We start from the raw sequence: 18,948 nt of genomic DNA on the forward strand, positions 1-18,948 counted from the left end.
TATTAATTGTACCGTTATGGAATTGAAACAATTGACCTAAGGTTATAAATATACCTAGTAATGTAGTATTAATTGTACCGTTATGGAATTGAAACTAATAATTGGCAGCAGTACCCATTGCACAGGCATCGTATTAATTGTATCGTTATGAAATTGAATCATGTGAACCGTAATTTTGTTGGAACAGAGTGTTGTATGTTAATAGCACTACCATGAAATGAGATTTTATAGATATTAAATGAAAGGGTGATCTACATCACATTGTGAGCGCTTTAAATACCGGTTCTGCCTTTTGTATTTCTGATTCAAATCCAAACCAGTATCCTGCTTGTCCTTCTTGATTGGCGGGCAGGAAACATAAGCGTAATGTCTCTTTGTACTTGCCATAAATGGTTATCCACGTTTCGGGAGGGATTTGTCGTTTCGTTTTTACTTTTTCTGCCGGAAGTTTCTTTAGTGACATGCCCGCTTCTATCCAAGCAATGCTGACCTGTGTCTGATAGGCCGGATAATTTTGCTTACAGAATTCATACAAAATCAATCCTCTTTTTTCCAAGCTCAGTGGTTGGTCTATCAAGCCGATTTGCATAAGGTGATCCAGAAAATGATGCAAGAAATGTTCGTTTTCCAACATCAGTGTCCGAGTGATGTTTTGCCAGGTAGGAGTATTATAAAAGCCATCCAGTAAGCGCGAGAGCACACGGGCTGTTTGTAATTCGTCTACACTGATTTCTCTTGTTTGTAGGACTTCGTAGGGAGGAAGAGGAGCATATTGAATGCCGAGTTCTTCGGCTCTTCGCCGCATTTCCGTTCCGGGAAGCAATTTCAATGATTCCAGTTGAATCTCTCCTGCACCGTATTCAGCCAGAGTATGTATGTCTTCGAAAATTTCAGAAAGATGATATAGAGGCAATCCGGCAATGAGATCGGCATGAGTCTCCATATTGTGCAAAGAACATAGATATTTCAATCCGTCTAAAGCATCGGATAAGCGTCCCATTCTACGGCTCTGTTCCAGTACTGGTTCGCGCAAACTTTGGATACCGGCTTCCAAGTGTAGCAAACCTTTAGGAAGTCCGGCCAGTTCTTTTTTCAATTCTTCGGAAAGTAAAGCGGGATGTATTTCCAGATGAAAACAGATATCCGGTGAAAACTCAAGAAACAGGTTTAGTAGTTCTTTGGCCCGCTTGTTGTTGTAGTTGAACGTACGGTCGAGTACACGGACATTCTTTATTCCATGTCGGTGAATTTCCATCAAGCGTTCACGGATTGTTTCTATTGGAAGTGTTCGTACCGGCTTCTCTCCACCGCTTACACAGAAAGCACAAGTGTTGAAACATCCTCGTGTTGTCTCTAATTGTACGAATGGTTTGCTCCAGTTAAAGAAACTGCTCTTTTCCGGCGGGATGAGATGAACAAAGTTCATTACACGGGCAATACCGTTGTCGTGATACAGATTTTTCTTGTCGAGGTAGCATAGTCCAGTGACTGTATCCCATTGTTCCGGTTGATTTTGATATTGTAACCATTGAGGAAATACTTCTTCACCTTCTCCCCGGAATACACAATCGACAAAAGGATTTTTACGTAGAAAGTCTTCATTGTCTCCTAAAAATTCCGGACCTCCCAGAGCGATGCGGCAATAAGGTAGTAATGCTTTGGCCCTTGAGAGAATGTGTAACAGTTGCTCATGATTGAATAACCAGTTGGTTGCTGCTATAATATCCGGATGGTGATGATAGATACTGTTTGTCACCATTCCTACGTTTTCATTGATGGTAGCTGAAACGATTTCCCATTCGAAGGAGTCGTTGGTAGCCATCTGTGCATGTAGTGCCGGTAGCGCCAATGAGGAGTGAGCATAAGAACTGTTTAAGTCGAGCCAAAGAATTTTCATGTAAAAAGTTTAACGTTTATGGCTGCAAAGATAAGAAAAAGCAAGCTTTATTTACATACAGTAGATTAAAAACGCTATATTTGTCGATGTATTATTAACAAAAAAGTATAAGAATATGAAAAGATTAAACTGTACAAGATTGGCATTGTTATTATTGATATTAGTGCTTGGCTTAGGAGCTTGCGGTGACGATATTTATTACACGGACGATTATTTGCGTAACAGCGATGAAAAGTTATGTAATAAAATATGGACGGAAAAGTATGAAACTGATAATGATACGGAGTACTGTGTGCATCAATTGGAATTTACTCCAGACAGAAGTGGACAGGAAAGATTTGAATATTATCGGTTGGGGGAGTCGCTTCCTGCGCGTACTCTGACTTATACTCTTAGTTGGGAATGGATAGATCAGGAAATGGAAGGGATTAAGCTTAACTATGGTGCAGGCAAAGTACATTATTTTGAGAATGTTTGGGTGCGCCAGAATTATCTTTCCGGTAAATTGGATGGAGTTGAGGTGACATTTAGAAAGGAATAGGAAAAGAATATGAAAGTATTGAATCACATAAAACTGTTACTGGTATTGACGGTGGCTATTTTGAGTTTCTCGTCTTGTGAGCAAGATGACGAATCTATTTATTACTATATTGTAGATCGTACTTGGGTGGGCGATCTGGGTTTCGCGGTAGGCCCTTATAATGTGGAAAGCGGCATTACTTTCAAAGGAAACGATTATGCCATCGATGAGCAGTATTATTATGCCGATGGTGGTGGAGGAAGAGCGGCTACTTTACCTGTTCGCTGGTGGATAGACATGGGAACTTTGTATCTGGATTATGGACGGGATCATCCTATGTTGGAAATAAGAGGTGTATATGTCAGCGGCCGATTCCTGAACGGGGAACTTTATGCCGATGGTACATATGAGTTCAGTGTCTCCTTAGAAATGGATAATTAAAATCGTGTGAGTATGCCAATAGGTATCTTGCCATATATAATGATAATGCCCCGTAACACGTTTTGCTACGGGGCATTATCATTATATATATGGGTATTTCATTTACCGCTTCTTATTTTTTCAGAAACAGTTTCTTGAATGCCGGCGGATATGTAGTTTCGAATTCCATCAATTCGTTGGTCACCGGATGATAGAAGCAGAGTTTGAATGCATGAAGGGCAAGGCGTCCGATAGGATTCGGAGTGTTTTCTCCGCCGTATCTACCGTCACCAATGATAGGATGTCCTAAGTCTTGCATGTGTACACGAATCTGATTCTTGCGTCCTGTTTCCAGATCCAATTCCATCAATGAATATCCGTTAGCACGTTTGATTGTGTGATAATGAGTGACTGATTTCGAACCGCCATCATCATATTTGCTGGAGCTTACGTAGAGTGTACGATCGGTCAACCAAGAGGTTACCGTTCCATGATCTTTTTCCATTTCACCAGCAACTACTGCTACGTAGCGACGGTCTGTCACGATATCATGCCAATATTCACGTAAGGTATGCTGTGTCTTTTCATCTTTGGCAAACATCATCAATCCCGAAGTGTCTCTGTCCAGACGATGTACGATATATATACGGTGGTGCTTTCCCGAACGTTGCACATACTCGTTGAGAATGGTATATGCCGTACGTTCTTTCTGTCTTTCCGTATTGACGGACAATAGTCCTTCCATTTTCTCCACCACGATGATATAGGCATCCTCGTAGACGATCTTTAGCAAGCGGTTACTGAATTCTTTCCGGCCTTTGTCCTTGCTGATTTCTATTTTCATGCCCGGTTGCAACGGAAAATTGAATTGTGTGGTGATAACCTTATCAACGTATACGATACGTTTACTCAACAATGATTTCAACTTAGTGCGGCTGGCATCCGGCATTTTGCTGGCGAGGAACTCCATCAGTTCCATAGGCTCTTTTACCGTATATCCCGTATATTGTGCTTTGGCTTTTTCGGCTGCACTTCTTTTTGTTTTTTTCTCTTTAGCCATATTTTCTCTTTTATCTGAGTTCGAGTAAAACGACATTCTCAACATGGTGTGTATGTGGGAACATATCGACTGGTTGTACTGCTTTTACTTTATATTTCACGTCCAACAACTGTAAGTCACGTGCTTGTGTAGCCGGATTACAACTAACATATACAATTCGTTTTGGTTCGGCAAAAAGGATAACATCTACTACATCCTGATGCATTCCGGCACGTGGAGGGTCAGTAATGATAACATCCGGACGACCATATTCATTGATGAACTCTTGGGTCAGCATGTCTTTCATATCTCCGGCAAAGAACAAGGTATTGTCTATCCCATTGATTTCGGCATTCACTTTGGCGTCTTCTATGGCTTCGGGTACATACTCGATACCGATCACTTGGCGAGCTTGGCGGGACACGAAGTTGGCAATGGTTCCCGTACCCGTATAAAGGTCGTACACCAATTCGTTTCCTGTCAGTCCGGCAAAATCACGGGCTATCTTATACAGATTGTATGCTTGTTCGGAGTTGGTCTGGTAGAATGATTTCGGACCGACTTTGAAGCGCAATCCTTCCATTTCTTCGAAAATGTGGTCATTACCTTTAAAAACGTAGACATCCAGATCATTGATGGTGTCATTGCATTTATTATTAATAATATATAGCAGAGAAGTAATTTCCGGGAATGTGTCTGCCACGTATTGCAGCAGTTGCTTAAAGAGCGTCATTTCACTGTCTTCTACGATCTTGCAGATAATAATAACCATTAGCTCACCCGTAGAAGAGGTGCGGATAATCATATTGCGAAGCATGCCTTCTTGCGAGCGCAGATTGATGAAAGAGTAGTTGTGCTCGTAAGCATAATCACGTACCGCATTACGGATACGGTTGGATATATCATTCTGTAACCAGCATTTCTCAATAGCCAGCACCTTGTCGAATGCTCCGGGAATGTGGAATCCTACAGCATTCATCTGGTCGTATTTCACTTCTTGTTTTACTTCTTCGTATGTGAGCCAGCGTTTGTCCGAGAAGGTAAATTCCAATTTATTCCGATAGAATTCGGTTTTGGCGGAACCCAATATCGGAGAAATTTCCGGCAGTTCGATTTTTCCGATTCTTCTCAGGTTATCTTCCACTTGTTTCTGCTTGTATTTGATTTGCTCTGCATAGGGAAGCACTTGCCACTTACAACCACCGCATATGCCATAGTGCTGGCAGAAAGGAACGGCACGTGTTGAAGAATATTCGTGGAAATTCACAGCTTCTGCTTCGGCATATTTATTCTTTTTGCGTTTGATTTGCAGATCTACCACATCACCCGGTACTACATAAGGAACAAAAATCACCAGGTCGTTTACTTTTGCTATGGCTTTTCCTTCGGCAGCCACATCCGTAATTGTTACCTTCTCTAATAAGGGAAGTTCTTTTTTCTTTCTTGCCACTTTTACACCAATCTAATAAATTATTTCGCAAAAATAGGTATTTTTTCGGGATTTCTCTCTATCAGATGAAATAATAAAGATTGCAATGTCGAAATTGCATTTTAATAGAAACTTTTTTCATGAAAAGTTTTCTGGTTTGTGAAATATACTTAGATTTGCGAACAGAAAAAATCACAATTAGATAACTTTAAATACGTATTATGGACAAAAAAAGAGTTTATACCTTTGGAAATGGCCAGGCGGAAGGCAAGGCCGGTATGAGAAATCTATTGGGTGGTAAAGGTGCCAATCTTGCAGAAATGAATCTTATCGGGGTTCCTGTTCCTCCCGGATTTACAATCACAACAGACGTTTGTACCGAATATTATGAATTGGGACAAGATAAAGTCGTAGCTCTCCTAAAAGACGAAGTAGAAAAAGCCATTGCAAATGTAGAAGTACTGATGAAGTCGAAATTCGGCGATATCGAAAATCCTCTGCTCGTTTCGGTCCGTTCCGGAGCGCGTGCTTCTATGCCGGGTATGATGGATACTATTTTGAATTTGGGCTTAAATGATGAGGTGGTGGAAGGATTGACCCGCAAAACCGGTAATGCCCGTTTTGCATGGGACTCTTATCGTCGTTTCGTGCAAATGTATGGCGATGTGGTATTGGGCATGAAACCTGTGAATAAGGAGGATGTCGATCCGTTCGAAGCTATCATTGAAGAGGTGAAACATGCTAAAGGTGTGAAATTGGACAATCAGCTTGAAGTAGAAGACCTCAAGGAACTGGTGAAGCGCTTTAAGGCTGCTGTAAAAGAACAGACAGGAAAAGATTTTCCGACATGTGCCTATGAACAACTTTGGGGAGCTATTTGTGCCGTATTTAATTCATGGATGAACGAGCGTGCCATCCTTTATCGTAAAATGGAAGGTATTCCTGATGAATGGGGGACTGCCGTTTCTGTACAGGCAATGGTATTTGGTAATATGGGCGATACTTCTGCTACCGGTGTTTGCTTCTCACGCGATGCTGCTACGGGTGAAGACCTGTTCAATGGCGAATATCTGATTAATGCACAGGGCGAAGATGTGGTGGCCGGTATCCGTACTCCGCAACAGATTACTAAAATAGGGTCTCAGCGTTGGGCTGTATTGGCCGGTGTGACAGAAGAAGTACGCGCCGCTCAATTTCCTTCTATGGAAGAGGCTATGCCCGAAATCTACAAACAACTGGATGCATTACAGACTAAACTTGAAAATCATTACCGCGACATGCAGGATATGGAGTTTACTGTACAGGAAGGTAAATTGTGGTTCCTGCAAACCCGTAACGGCAAACGTACCGGTGCGGCTATGGTGAAAATTGCCATGGATTTGCTCCATCAGGGAATGATTGACGAAAAGACCGCTCTAATGCGTGTTGAACCCAATAAGCTGGATGAGCTTCTTCACCCGGTATTCGATAAAAATGCTTTGAAACAGGCGAAAGTGCTGACTCGCGGACTTCCTGCTTCTCCGGGTGCTGCAACCGGACAGATTGTATTCTTTGCTGATGATGCTGCCGAATGGGCTGCCGGAGGTAAGAAAGTAGTAATGGTACGTGTGGAGACTTCTCCCGAAGACCTTGCCGGTATGGCTGTTGCACAGGGTATCTTGACTGCTCGCGGTGGTATGACTTCTCACGCTGCCGTAGTAGCACGTGGTATGGGTAAATGTTGTGTTTCCGGTGCCGGTGCTTTGAATATCGATTATAAGGCACGCACGGTAGAAGTAGACGGTGTTCTGTTAAAAGAAGGCGATTATATCTCGTTGAACGGTAGTACGGGTGAAGTTTATCAAGGTAAAGTAGAAACGAAAGCTGCCGAGCTTTCCGGTGATTTTGCCGAATTGATGGCTTTGGCCGATAAATATACGAAACTTCAGGTACGTACTAATGCCGATACTCCGCATGATGCAAAAGTAGCCCGTGATTTTGGTGCTGTGGGAATCGGTCTTTGTCGTACGGAACATATGTTCTTCGAAGGTGAGAAGATTAAAGCAATGCGTGAGATGATTCTGGCTGAGAACGCGGATGGACGTCGTAAAGCGTTGGCTAAAATTCTTCCGTACCAGCAAGCGGATTTTAAAGGAATCTTTAAGGCAATGGCTGGTTGTCCGGTGACTGTTCGTCTGCTCGATCCTCCTTTGCACGAGTTCGTTCCGCACGATTTGAAAGGACAACAGGAAATGGCAGATACAATGGGGGTAAGCTTGCAATATATCCAACAGCGTGTAGAATCGCTTTGCGAACATAATCCGATGTTGGGTCACCGCGGTTGTCGTTTGGGTAATACTTATCCGGAAATCACTCAGATGCAGACTCGTGCCATTCTTGGTGCTGCTCTCGAATTAAAGAAAGAAGGTGTCGAGACACATCCGGAAATCATGGTACCGTTGACCGGTATCCTTTATGAATTCAAGCAGCAGGAAGACGTGATTCGTGCTGAGGCTGAAAAACTCTTTGCAGAGGTTGGTGATCGTATTGATTATAAGGTAGGTACGATGATTGAGATTCCACGTGCTGCTTTGACAGCCGATCGCATTGCTTCTTCAGCCGAGTTCTTCTCATTTGGTACGAATGACTTAACACAGATGACATTCGGTTATTCTCGTGATGACATTGCTTCTTTCCTTCCGGTTTATCTGGAAAAGAAGATTCTGAAAGTAGACCCATTCCAAGTGCTCGACCAAAACGGTGTAGGCCAGTTGGTTCGTATGGCTACGGAAAAGGGGCGTGCGGTTCGTCCGGATTTGAAATGTGGCATTTGCGGTGAACATGGTGGTGAACCTTCATCTGTGAAGTTCTGCCATAGAGTAGGATTGAACTATGTAAGTTGTTCTCCATTCCGTGTACCCATTGCGAGACTTGCAGCGGCGCAGGCCGCATTGGAAGACTGATAATTATCGTTTATAATTATATCTTGGAGAGGGAAGCCATTAAAAACGGCTTCCCTTTTTTATTTATCTATTTCGAAGTTTTATAAAAAACTAACTAAAATATTGTTTAGTCAAAACTCTTGTTATATCTTTGCGCCCCGAAATAAATAGACACATGAACTTGCCTATTTTATGTTTAATTTAAAACAAAAGAAAAATGAAAAAACTGTTAGTGTCTTTGTTTGTAATGGTGGCAGCCTTGTCTGTGAATGCTCAAGATCTTTACATGGGTGGTGTATTTAATTTATGGCGTAATGGTGATGCCAATAGAACTAATTTTACAATTGCCCCCGAAGTCGGTTATAACCTTAATGAACAGTGGGCGGTAGGAGTTACGTTCTCTTATTCACACGATTATTTTGAGAAAATGAAAAGAAATAGCGTTGCTATTGCACCTTATGCACGTTTTTCTTATTATGAGAATAAGATTGTCAGACTGTTTATTGACGGTGGTCTGGGATTTTCAACCAATCGTATAAAAGGTGCTGATAAAGCTACCAATGGTTATGAAATCGGTTTGAAGCCGGGGATTGCTTTAAAGTTGAATAAGAATTTTAGTCTTATTGCTAAATGTGGCTTCGTGGGCTTCAGGGATGATTATTCGGTGACTGAAGACGGTTTTGGTATCAGTTTGCAGAGTGAAGACTTGAGCTTTGGTTTTCATTATGAATTTTAACAGACCGGTTTTGAAAGATTAAAGCGAAGATCCTTTATTTTCAAATCAGAAATAGGGAAGGGAGTTCCAATAAATAGGGAATTCCCTTTTCTTGTATGTAATATCTATTTGTTGTATAATTATTAACAATATGTTTGTTTTTAATGTATTTAAATAATATATTTGTAACATTGTTAACACAGAAAATGACTTTATATTAATTAAAAACATTAAAATTATGAAGAAAGGTATTTTATTAGTGATGTTCGCTTTATTGTCTTTAGCGGGTTTTTCACAAGTTTCCTGGAATGCTAAAGTCGGTATGAATATCAGTAACTTTACGGGTGATTTGGATGTGAGTGCTAAGGTTGGTGTTAAATTGGGGGTAGGGATGGAATATGCCTTTAACGATACGTGGTTGTTACAGCCTTCTTTGTTTTTGTCCCAAAAGGGGGCTAAGTTCAGTGCAACTGTTTCCGGTAATGAAGCTGAAGTAAAGTTCAATGCAATGTATTTTGAATTGCCGATTATGGCGGCAGCGCGTTTCAATGTGGCCAATAATACGAATATTGTGGTAAGCGCTGGTCCATATTTAGCTTGTGGAGTAGGAGGAAAAACTAGAACCAAAATGAGTATAAGTGGATCGAAGACGGATATCAAGGAAAAAACTTTCGGAAGTGACGCCTTTGATCGTTTTGATGCCGGTTTGGGAGTGGGTGTTGCAGCCGAGTTCGGTCGGATTATTGTAGGTATTGATGGTCAGTTTGGTTTAGTGAAACTGGCAGATCTGAACCTTGACTCTAACCCTAAAAATATAAACTGTGCTATTACTTTAGGATATAAATTCTAAATGGCCTAACTGCCTTGCTGACGCAACAAACTCCCGCTTCATTCATTAAGAGTAAAGTGGGAGTTCTTATATCGAATTGCTATAAATATCAATCAGCCAGCTTTTTCAACTTTTTAAAGTGTTCTATTACTGCCAGATAATCACGGTCACAACAAGCATCGAATTTATTCCAAACGTCTCCGAGTACTACGGCACCACCGAAACCAAAATCTTTTATTTCTAATATATTTTCTTCATTAATGCCACCGAGCGCCATTACTTTACAGTCGATAATTTTATCTTTCTGTGCTTGGCGTAGTTCTTCGGCTGTGTAAGTGGAGTAATAATTCACCTTCGAGATACTGTCGTAGATGGGACTCATGAATACATAATCGTAGAAGTGCTTTTTATTTTTCACCTCTTCTACCGAATGACACGAACAACTTACGTGCCCTGCATAGTCATGGGGCTCTTTAGGGTTTCTACTGTTTAAGTGGATTCCCATCAGATTGAATTCCTCTTTTAAGTAGAAATGTTCGTGCGTAACGATACGGTGATGAAATTTCTCCGGTATCAGCGTCAGCAGACGTTCTGAGTACATAGCAGGTGTTTCCGGTTTTCTAAGGTGTAGAATGTCCAGACCCTCTTCGAAAAGAGCAGTAATTATTTTGTCTTCTTCAACGAAGAAGGTGGGGGTGGTAACTACAATGAGCTTCATTTCTTTTGTTAAACAATTTGTTTAGCAAAGTTAGCAATTAACTATATCCGATGCCAACGTTTATAGTGAAAATATGTTAGATTGCCATGTCCGCAGGTCAATTGTCCATAATTTACCTGCCAAAACTTCTCCAAAACCACAGATTATTTTCAATACTTCGGTGGCTTCTACACTGCCTGTGATAGCAGGAGTAACCCCTAATACTCCTTTGGGCGGGGGAGGCATGCGTAGCATTTCTTCTTCATCGGGATAAAGGTCTCTGTATGTTTTGGGAGTATTTCCGTAGTTGAAAACGGATACTTGGCCTTCAAAGCCACAGATGGCTCCGTAGACGTAGGGTTTTCCCTGTTCTATGCAGATGTCATTGATCAGATAACGCGTGGCAAAATTGTCACACCCATCCACAACTATATCATAATCACTGATAAGTTCGCTTGCATTGTCTTTATTTAGGCGTCCCGGGCAGGAGTTCACAGTAATTTCGCTGTTGAGTGCGGTAAGATGCATAGCAGCACATACGGCTTTGAAATCTCCAAGTTCCTCTTCGGTGTATAGCACTTGCCGTTGCAGGTTACTGATACTTACTTCGTCATTGTCTACCAGTCCGATAGTACCTACTCCGGCACCTGTTAGGTAGAGAGCGATGGGTGATCCCAACCCGCCGACACCCACTATCAATACTTTGGCCGCTTTCAGCTTGGCTTGTCCTTCGTTTCCTATTTCGGGAAGCATGATTTGACGGTTATAACGCATATTCAAATGTTTTTATAGTTGATAATGATGTTGCATAGCTTAGATGAAAAGCTGTTGTAGTTTAAATGAAAAGTTACCGTAGTAGTTATCTTTTCTCAATTGTGATACGAGCGTCTCACAATTGAGCGACACGCGTATCATAGATGTGAGACGCTCGTATCACAATTGAGAAACAACTACTGTTCAAGCTTCTTTTGAGGTAAATGTAGAATGAATAGTGTTGATGTTACTATACTCTTTTCAGATTGTCGAAACTTTGATCCCAGTCTTTCCATACAGGCTCGCGACCGAGTTTTCTCAGATCTCTTTCCACTTCCACGGCTTTGCGGTCATCATTTATGTGAAACTGTTCCAGGGTTTGCGGATAGCTGTAATATCCGCCCGGCTCTGTTTTGCTCTCAGCACTCATGGTAGTTACACCTAATGTTGCCATATGATTACGTATCTCGGCACTTTCGCGGGTGGAGTAGGAGATATCTACATCGTGATCGAAGATGCGCATAGCAAAGGTCAACTGTGCTAATTCGCGGTCGTTCATGATGATGTTGGGTTGGAAACCGCCATTTTCCGAAGGACGCATCCGTGGGAAATTGACACTATATTTGGTTTTCCAATAATGTTTTTGAAGATAACGCAGGTGGTAAGCCATCATTGTAACATCCGTACGCCACTCTTCCAGGCCGATGAGCACTCCCATGCCGATTTTGTGTACGCCGGCTTGTCCCATGCGGTCGAAACCGTTGACGCGCCATTCGAATTTGGACTTCATGCCGCGTGGATGATAGGTTTTATAATTAGCCTTGTTGTATGTCTCCTGAAAACAGATGACACCGTTCAGTCCGTGATAGGTCAGTTCTTCATATTCTTCCGCTTTGAGAGGCATCACTTCTATCTGAAGGTTGCTGAAGTAAGGTTTAGCCAAATCTAAAGCGCGTGCTATGTAGGGCACTCCGGCGGCTGCCGGATTCTCTCCTGTTACCAGCAGCAGGTTCTCGAAAGGAGCGAGCCGTTTGATAGCTTTGTATTCGTTTATGATTTCTTCATCAGTCAATATGGTGCGTTTCATAGGATTGCTAATGTGAAAACCACAATAAACGCATGAATTGGTACATGAGTTGGTGAGGTACAAGGGAACAAACATGGAGATCGTCTTTCCGAAACGTTCCATTGTGTACTTTTGACTGAGTCGCGCCATTACTTCCAGATAAGGGGTGGCGGCAGGTGATATGAGTGCCATGAAATCGTTCACATCACAGTGTTCTTTGCCTAATGCACGACGTACGTCAGCATCTGTTTTGGAATAGATGGCTTTCGTCGTCTCCTCCCATGATATTTTTTCTAATTCTTCTGAAAACATATTGATTCTACTACTTAACTACTTAATTATTTGATCATTCAACTACTTATCTACTTGACTACTAAATTCTTCCCCTGACTACTTCCTCCCCATTTTTTTCAATGTGTTTCGGATAGCAGTAGTTACTCCTTTTGTGAAGAATTCCGTTTCGGCATTTTCCAGTATGATGCGTAGTTCACCCATTAGCTCCGGTTCTTTTTCGCAGAGTCGATAGGCCATCTTGATACATAAGGCTTGCACACCGATGCTTTCGGCAGGTGAAAACATACGGTCGAAACAGAAATTCAGCAGGGGAACCGATATTGGTTCTTGTATCGGAAGATTGAAAAGTATGGAAAGATATAGGCGTTTCGAACCGTCGTGTTTGCAAGTCAGCAATCGGTCGGTCAGTTCTCCGTATAGCGGAATGAACCATTCCGGATGTATCTCACTCAGTTTTTCACACACCCATAAGGCGCGCCATGATACCAGTGGCTTACTGTCGGAAGTCAGTTGGTATATGTCGGGGAAATATTCCGGATGGTAGTTGATTTCCTTTACCAATGGCTTTATATCTAATTCGGAAATATGCACCAACAGCATATTACGGAATTCGTCTATTCTCTCCATATTTGCTTTATTCTTCTTTTTTAGTATTTCTGAGTTCACGGCTCAGACGCATGGCACAGAAGTTGGGGCCGCACATGGTGCAATACTCTCCGTCTGTGTGACGTCCGGCATGAAAATAAGAAAAAGCACGTTCCGGGTCGAGTGAAAGGTCGAATTGATCTTTCCAACGGAATTCATAACGGGCTTTGCTCAATGCATTGTCGCGAACTTGTGCCCCGGGATGTCCTTTGGCAAGGTCGGCGGCATGGGCGGCTATCTTGTAAGTGATGACCCCTACACGTACGTCTTCCTTATCCGGAAGCGCCAGATGTTCTTTCGGAGTGACATAGCAGAGCATGGCTGTACCTAACCATCCTATTTGGGCTGCACCGATGGCCGATGTGATATGGTCGTATCCCGGAGCGATGTCCGTGACCAACGGACCGAGCGTGTAGAACGGTGCATTATGGCATTTTTCGATCTGACGTTCCATATTCTCTTTTATTTTGTGCATGGGCACGTGTCCCGGACCTTCGATGAATGCTTGCACATTCTTTTCCCAAGCACGTACAACGAGTTCTCCCATGGTGTCGAGTTCGGCAAACTGTGCTTCATCGTTGGCATCGTGGATAGAGCCGGGACGCAGTCCGTCGCCCAGTGAAACGGCTACATCATATTGTGCTAAGATGTCGCAGATGTCATCAAAGTGCTCGTAGAGAAAACTCTCGCGATCGTGCACCAGACACCATTTGCTCATGATGCTTCCGCCACGGCTTACGATACCGCAAAGACGTTTGTCGGCCAAATGCACATTATGGCGACGGATACCCGCATGAATGGTAAAATAATCCACTCCCTGCTCACATTGCTCGATCAAGGTATCGCGGTAAAGTTCCCAAGTGAGGTCTTCTACCTTACCGTTCACTTTCTCCAATGCTTGATAGATGGGCACGGTGCCTACCGGTACAGGGCAGTTACGGATAATCCATTCGCGCGTTTCGTGAATATTTTCTCCGGTGGAAAGATCCATAAGTGTATCTCCACCCCATTTACAACTCCATACGGCTTTTTCTACTTCCTCGTCAATACCGGAAGTAGTGGCCGAGTTACCGATGTTCGTATTAATCTTCACAAGGAAATTACGGCCGATGATCATTGGTTCCGCTTCAGGATGATTGATGTTGGCGGGTAGCACGGCACGGCCTTCGGCTATTTCCCGGCGGACAAATTCGGGTGTGATATAGGTTTCGATGCCCAATTCTTCGCAGTTCATGTTTTCACGGATGGCTACATATTCCATTTCCGGAGTGATAATTCCCCGTTTGGCATATGCCATTTGGGTGATGTGCTCTCCTTCCTTAGCCCGGTATGGCAGGGCGATATGTTCGAAACGGAGATGATCCAGACTTTTATCATCACGACGCATACGGCCGTATTCGGAAGTGATTTCGGGCAGTTGCTCCACATCACCACGTTTCAGAATCCATTCTTCACGCATACGGGGTAACCCCTTTTTCAAATCCACGGATATTTCGGGGTCGCTGAAAGGCCCACTGGTATCGTATACATATATTTTCGGGTTAGGGGTTATAATCTTTTCGTCGCCATTGAAAGTCGTACTGGGCACTTGCTCCACTTTACGCATGGCTACCCGTATATCGGGAAACAGTTTTCCCGATATATATACTTTCTCTGAACGGGGAAATTTTATCTTTTGTTCCATGTTATAAGCAATTGTTAATTAGTGATAAGTGATAGTATGTTATGATATCTTTTTAGCATGGAAGCCTATGAGTTAAGAAAAGCAGTTAATGGCGAACTGGCTTCGGCCATCAGGTTGTCGATTTGCATTCCCAATCCGGCTTCATAAGCCATGCGGCCCGCTTCAACTGCCTGTTTGAAGGCTTTAGCCATCTCTATCGGGTTACCGGCTACGGCAATGGCTGTGTTTACCAAACAAGCTGCTGCGCCCAGTTCCATTGCTTCGGCGGCATGGCTTGGTGCACCGATTCCGGCATCTATCACTACCGGAATATTAGCTTGTTCAATGATGATTTTCAGAAATTCTTTGGTTTGCAGACCTTTGTTTGTTCCGATGGGTGCACCGAGGGGCATTACAGTTGCCGCACCGGCTTCTTCCAATTGTTTGCATAATACAGGATCGGCCTGGCAGTAGGGAAGTACGACAAATCCCAGTTTTACCAATTCTTCGGTAGCCTTCAATGTTTCTACCGAATCCGGAAGCAGATAGCGCGGGTCGGGATGAATCTCTAACTTCAACCAGTTCGTTCCGAAAGCTTCGCGTGCCATTTGTGCGGCAAATACGGCCTCTTCCGCATTTCGTACACCCGATGTATTGGGTAACAACTGGATGTGCGGATGAATGATGTGTTTTAACATGTCATCCTCTTTATTATCCATATCTATGCGTTTCATGGCCACCGTTACCATTTCAGTACCCGATGCAAGTAAAGATTGTTCCATCAGCTCGTTTGAGTTGAATTTTCCTGTACCAAGGAATAGCCGGGAGTTGAATTCACGTCCCGCAATAATAAGCTGTTTCATGATTTATAATTTATGAATGATGATTTATAATAGGGAGGGAGATTAAAGGGGGATTGACAAGATCCGGGTGGTCTCTTCTACAGGGTTTTCGGCCTGCAGTATGGTACCGGATAAAGCAATACCGTTGACTCCTGTTCTCATGATATCCGGAATATCCTGATAAGTGATACCGCCGATGGCTACTACCGGAAGTTGTATTCCGGCCTGTTGCATCTGTGAAATGATGGAAGTGTATCCTTCTATTCCCAAGACAGGACTCAGGTTCTTTTTGGTAGTAGTGAAACGGAATGGACCTATACCTACATAGTCTGCTCCTGCACGATAGTGCATTTCTACATCCTCAAATGTATTGGCTGTTCCGCCAATGATGAACGCTTCGCCCAGCAGTTGGCGGGCTTCGGCTACCGGCATGTCTGTTTTACCCAAATGTACTCCGTCCACTTCCAGCTTTTGGGCCAATTCCACGTGGTCGTCCAGTATCAGAATGGCGTCATGTTCCTTACACATTGGTTTCAATTGTAGGGCAACGGCTTCCACTTCTTCCAGTGGCGCTTCCTTCATACGCAATTGTATCCATTTGCACCCGCCTTCAAGTGCCATGCGGGCAGAATCCAGATAAGAATATTTCTCGGTATGGTGAGTAATAAATTGCAGGCTGATCATAGTCTATCCTCCGCAAGCAGCTTTAATTATAACCAGATTGTCATTCTCGTGGAGTGTGAAACTGTCCCAGTCCGTACGCGGAATCATTTTGTTATTCGCTGCAATGGCAATGCCCTGAGTAGGAAGTTCCAATTGTACGGTGAGTTGCGTAATGGTAGAAGTATCGGCTATTTCCACTTCTTTGTTGTTAACTTGTACTTTCATCGCTACAAAATTAGGTTTATTGATGATAACGAAAGTAAATACAAAGAGAGTGCTATTAATATGGAGAGCGGTAATGAAGTAACACAATCCCTACGTCAGTACTAACTGCATCAGGTTCCAGGGTATGATCTCAGCCCGTCTTGCCGGGCACCCCTTTGTCTTTACGGCGGCAAAGTAAATGAAAAAGAAGCAGAAAAAAAATAAAACGAATACTTTTTTATTGTATTTCTGTGTTTTCCTCTTCCCGTTTTTTTATTGGATGCGAGAATACGAAGCGGGTTCCGTTTTTATAATTGCGGTCTATCCAAATGTCTCCACCCATCTGCTGGATGGTCAGTTTGCAGATAGAAAGCCCCAGTCCGGTACCTTGTACAAATTCGTTTAACTTCACAAAACGGTTGAATACGAGCTCTTGTTTATCGTCCGGTATGCCACATCCGGTATCTGTGACCGAAAAGAGGACGTAGCCGTCTGTCTCGTCTATTTCGAAACTCAGTATGATGCTTCCGCCTTCGGGAGTAAATTTCAGTGCATTGTTCAACAAGTTGATAATGACTTGCTGAAGACGGAGCGGGGCGGTATAAAGCGTATATGATTCGAGGGGAGAATCGAAACGGACTTCTGTATTTACTGCCTTGTTCTGGTTGGTTAACATTACCATATTTTGGCAATGACCGATGAGATCATACCATTCATAATCGAACTGTAGCTTGCCGGATTCCAAGCGGGAGACATCCAGCACATCATTAATGAGTTGGAGTAACAGATCCGAATTGGTCTGAATAATCGAGATGTATGTTTTTTGCTCTTCGGATGCTTCTATCGTACTTGTCAGCAGACTGGAGAAACCTACGATCGCATTGAGGGGAGTACGGATTTCATGACTCATGTTCGAAACAAAGGCGCTTTTCATCCGATTGGCTTCTTCTGCGCGTTCTTTGGCATGACGCAGTTCGATTTCATTGTCTTCCAATTTTTTCTTGTCTGTTTCCAGTTGTTTTGCCGATTCTTCCAAGTTATTTTTTAGAATTCTGGTTTTGAAGTAATAGTACAAAGAAACGAACAATCCGAGTAATAGGGTACAAAAGATGCCGGTAACAACCCTTACTCCGTTTTTATAAGTTTCAAAGAAAGTAGGTTCTTTATTAATGATAACAGCCCCTTCCGGTAGCTCTTTGTTTTCAAATCCCAATTCTTTTAATACTTTTGCATCGAACACATACCGGCATGGTAATGTGTTCAATTCCGGTTCGGGGTTTTCTTTCAAATCTAATATCCGATAAGCCTTTTCACCCATTTTCAGACCGATGTCCTCGTAATCGGGGACGTATCCTCCGATGGCCCAGTATCCTATTCCGGTAGCTGTCAGACTGAATACCGGCAGTGTCGGATTGGTATGTGAGAAAGCATACACCGAATTGTTGATGTAGGTCATCTTTTGCATATCTACCCGCCATATACCGAGTAGGGCGACAGAGTTGTCCGGCAGATTGTGTACCTTTTGTGCCGCCATGTCTAAGGTGAGTCTTCGTCCGTCGATGAAAGTGGTACCTATTTCCGGATATTTCTCCAATTCCTGTTTGACGTAAATCAATTGAGCTAGTCCGTTGTAGGTGTTATCGGAGATAAAGGCAAGATGTGCCATTTCCGGATAGAAATTCCTTATCAGGTGTATGTCACGGTCTACATGATATTTATAAGCGTAACATGCTTTCACGTTAAAACCTTTCATGCGTTCCAGCAAGTCGATACTGGCGGGGAGATAGGTACTGGCATTCGTTTCTTTGGAAGGCAGGTCGAAACTATGGCGGGGAGCCATGGCGCATAACACCGGTATTTTTTTATATTCTTCTTCCTCCAATGAAAAATAGCCGCTCCATGCTTCTCCGCCAAGCAGTATGATCAAGCTTACCTTGGGATGCTTGTCTATGATGTTTTTTACTATTTTCGGCCATCTCCAGGCATGTTCCAAACTGATGGCATTCATGTTCTCCACTACAGCCGGACAGGTACCTCCCAATTTTTGATAAGTCGTGATACAAGAGTTTATGTTATCATAAGTGTGCTTGCTGTCCGAATTGTAGGAAGTAATGAACAATATTTCCTCTTTGGAATTGATAATTTCCTGTGCATGGCTGTAGGGCGAATGTAGAGGAAGAATAATTCCAATGATAGCAAAAGTACATAGTAATTTTTTTCTATTCTTGTTCAAAGGAAGATGGTCTAATTTAGTTAGTCGATACAAATATATAATTTATATTTGTAAAAATGAGTTAGCGGATGAGTATTTCAGTGTGTCCGCATATCAATTATTTAATAATGAATACTCT

17 protein-coding genes and 1 riboswitch are annotated in these 18,948 nt (G+C 42.8%); of the genes, 5 read left to right on the forward strand and 12 right to left on the reverse strand.

Translation table 11 applies throughout. The annotated features are described in order from the left end of the window. Nucleotides 1–256 precede the first annotated feature (256 nt). A complete protein-coding gene (locus HMPREF1532_RS15390; protein ID WP_005931467.1) occupies nt 257–1,897 on the reverse strand; it encodes a B12-binding domain-containing radical SAM protein in 1,641 nt (546 codons plus the stop codon). A 115-nt stretch (nt 1,898–2,012) separates the two neighbouring features. Here HMPREF1532_RS15390 and HMPREF1532_RS15395 point away from each other — a divergent pair, with 115 nt between their 5' ends. Together HMPREF1532_RS15395 and HMPREF1532_RS15400 are read left to right on the forward strand one after the other, a co-directional pair. Further along, complete coding sequence (locus HMPREF1532_RS15395) at nt 2,013–2,438, forward strand: hypothetical protein (protein WP_005931469.1); 426 nt, start codon at nt 2,013–2,015, stop codon at nt 2,436–2,438. Between the two features lie 9 nt (nt 2,439–2,447). Continuing rightward, nucleotides 2,448–2,858, forward strand: coding sequence for a hypothetical protein (locus tag HMPREF1532_RS15400; RefSeq protein WP_005931472.1), 411 nt, complete (start codon nt 2,448–2,450; stop codon nt 2,856–2,858). 112 nt (nt 2,859–2,970) lie between these two features. On the opposite strand, the gene HMPREF1532_RS15405 is transcribed toward HMPREF1532_RS15400, so the two are convergent. Both HMPREF1532_RS15405 and rlmD read right to left on the reverse strand, forming a co-directional pair. After that, the gene (locus HMPREF1532_RS15405; RefSeq protein WP_005931476.1) at nt 2,971–3,897 is read right to left on the reverse strand and encodes an RluA family pseudouridine synthase; all 927 of its coding nucleotides are present in this window, start codon (nt 3,895–3,897) and stop codon (nt 2,971–2,973) included. Nucleotides 3,898–3,907: 10 nt separating this feature from the next. Then, entirely contained in the window at nt 3,908–5,326 is a 1,419-nt protein-coding gene (rlmD, locus tag HMPREF1532_RS15410; protein WP_025819149.1) for a 23S rRNA (uracil(1939)-C(5))-methyltransferase RlmD, read from the reverse strand. Nucleotides 5,327–5,526: 200 nt separating this feature from the next. On the opposite strand from rlmD, the gene ppdK reads away from it, so the two are divergent. The 3 genes from ppdK to HMPREF1532_RS15425 all read left to right on the forward strand — a co-directional run bounded on the left by ppdK (nt 5,527) and on the right by HMPREF1532_RS15425 (nt 9,791). Beyond that, on the forward strand, nt 5,527–8,247 hold the full coding sequence (ppdK, locus tag HMPREF1532_RS15415) for a pyruvate, phosphate dikinase (RefSeq protein WP_005931483.1): 2,721 nt from the start codon (nt 5,527–5,529) through the stop codon (nt 8,245–8,247). 196 nt (nt 8,248–8,443) lie between these two features. Beyond that, nucleotides 8,444–8,962 (forward strand): outer membrane beta-barrel protein, encoded by a 519-nt coding sequence (locus HMPREF1532_RS15420; protein ID WP_005931486.1) that lies wholly within the window; start codon nt 8,444–8,446, stop codon nt 8,960–8,962. Nucleotides 8,963–9,179: 217 nt separating this feature from the next. Continuing rightward, entirely contained in the window at nt 9,180–9,791 is a 612-nt protein-coding gene (locus HMPREF1532_RS15425; protein WP_005931489.1) for a porin family protein, read from the forward strand. An 88-nt stretch (nt 9,792–9,879) separates the two neighbouring features. On the opposite strand, the gene HMPREF1532_RS15430 is transcribed toward HMPREF1532_RS15425, so the two are convergent. The 9 genes from HMPREF1532_RS15430 to HMPREF1532_RS15470 all read right to left on the reverse strand — a co-directional run bounded on the left by HMPREF1532_RS15430 (nt 9,880) and on the right by HMPREF1532_RS15470 (nt 18,830). Then, nucleotides 9,880–10,488: a thiamine phosphate synthase gene (locus HMPREF1532_RS15430; protein ID WP_005931492.1), complete on the reverse strand. Its 609-nt coding sequence runs from the start codon at nt 10,486–10,488 to the stop codon at nt 9,880–9,882. Between the two features lie 60 nt (nt 10,489–10,548). Further along, nucleotides 10,549–11,241 carry a HesA/MoeB/ThiF family protein gene (locus HMPREF1532_RS15435; protein ID WP_005931495.1) on the reverse strand — a complete coding sequence of 231 codons (693 nt, stop codon included), beginning with the start codon at nt 11,239–11,241 and terminating at the stop codon, nt 10,549–10,551. Between the two features lie 229 nt (nt 11,242–11,470). Beyond that, nucleotides 11,471–12,598, reverse strand: a complete 1,128-nt coding sequence (thiH, locus tag HMPREF1532_RS15440; RefSeq protein WP_005931498.1) for a 2-iminoacetate synthase ThiH — start codon at nt 12,596–12,598, stop codon at nt 11,471–11,473. 78 nt (nt 12,599–12,676) lie between these two features. Next, nucleotides 12,677–13,207 (reverse strand): hypothetical protein, encoded by a 531-nt coding sequence (locus HMPREF1532_RS15445; protein ID WP_005931500.1) that lies wholly within the window; start codon nt 13,205–13,207, stop codon nt 12,677–12,679. Between the two features lie 7 nt (nt 13,208–13,214). Then, nucleotides 13,215–14,909, reverse strand: a complete 1,695-nt coding sequence (gene thiC, locus HMPREF1532_RS15450) for a phosphomethylpyrimidine synthase ThiC (RefSeq protein ID WP_005931501.1) — start codon at nt 14,907–14,909, stop codon at nt 13,215–13,217. 65 nt (nt 14,910–14,974) lie between these two features. Continuing rightward, complete coding sequence (locus HMPREF1532_RS15455) at nt 14,975–15,751, reverse strand: thiazole synthase (protein WP_005931503.1); 777 nt, start codon at nt 15,749–15,751, stop codon at nt 14,975–14,977. 42 nt (nt 15,752–15,793) lie between these two features. After that, complete coding sequence (locus tag HMPREF1532_RS15460; protein WP_005931505.1) at nt 15,794–16,414, reverse strand: thiamine phosphate synthase; 621 nt, start codon at nt 16,412–16,414, stop codon at nt 15,794–15,796. Nucleotides 16,415–16,417: 3 nt separating this feature from the next. Next, nucleotides 16,418–16,618, reverse strand: a complete 201-nt coding sequence (thiS, locus tag HMPREF1532_RS15465; RefSeq protein ID WP_005931506.1) for a sulfur carrier protein ThiS — start codon at nt 16,616–16,618, stop codon at nt 16,418–16,420. Nucleotides 16,619–16,688: 70 nt separating this feature from the next. After that, nucleotides 16,689–16,783, reverse strand: a riboswitch (TPP riboswitch). Between the two features lie 52 nt (nt 16,784–16,835). Next, entirely contained in the window at nt 16,836–18,830 is a 1,995-nt protein-coding gene (locus tag HMPREF1532_RS15470) for a sensor histidine kinase (RefSeq protein ID WP_005931508.1), read from the reverse strand. Nucleotides 18,831–18,948: the final 118 nt, after the last annotated feature.

Origin of the sequence: Bacteroides salyersiae WAL 10018 = DSM 18765 = JCM 12988 (assembly GCF_000381365.1) — a bacterium.
GTDB classification, from domain to species: Bacteria; Bacteroidota; Bacteroidia; order Bacteroidales; family Bacteroidaceae; genus Bacteroides; species Bacteroides salyersiae.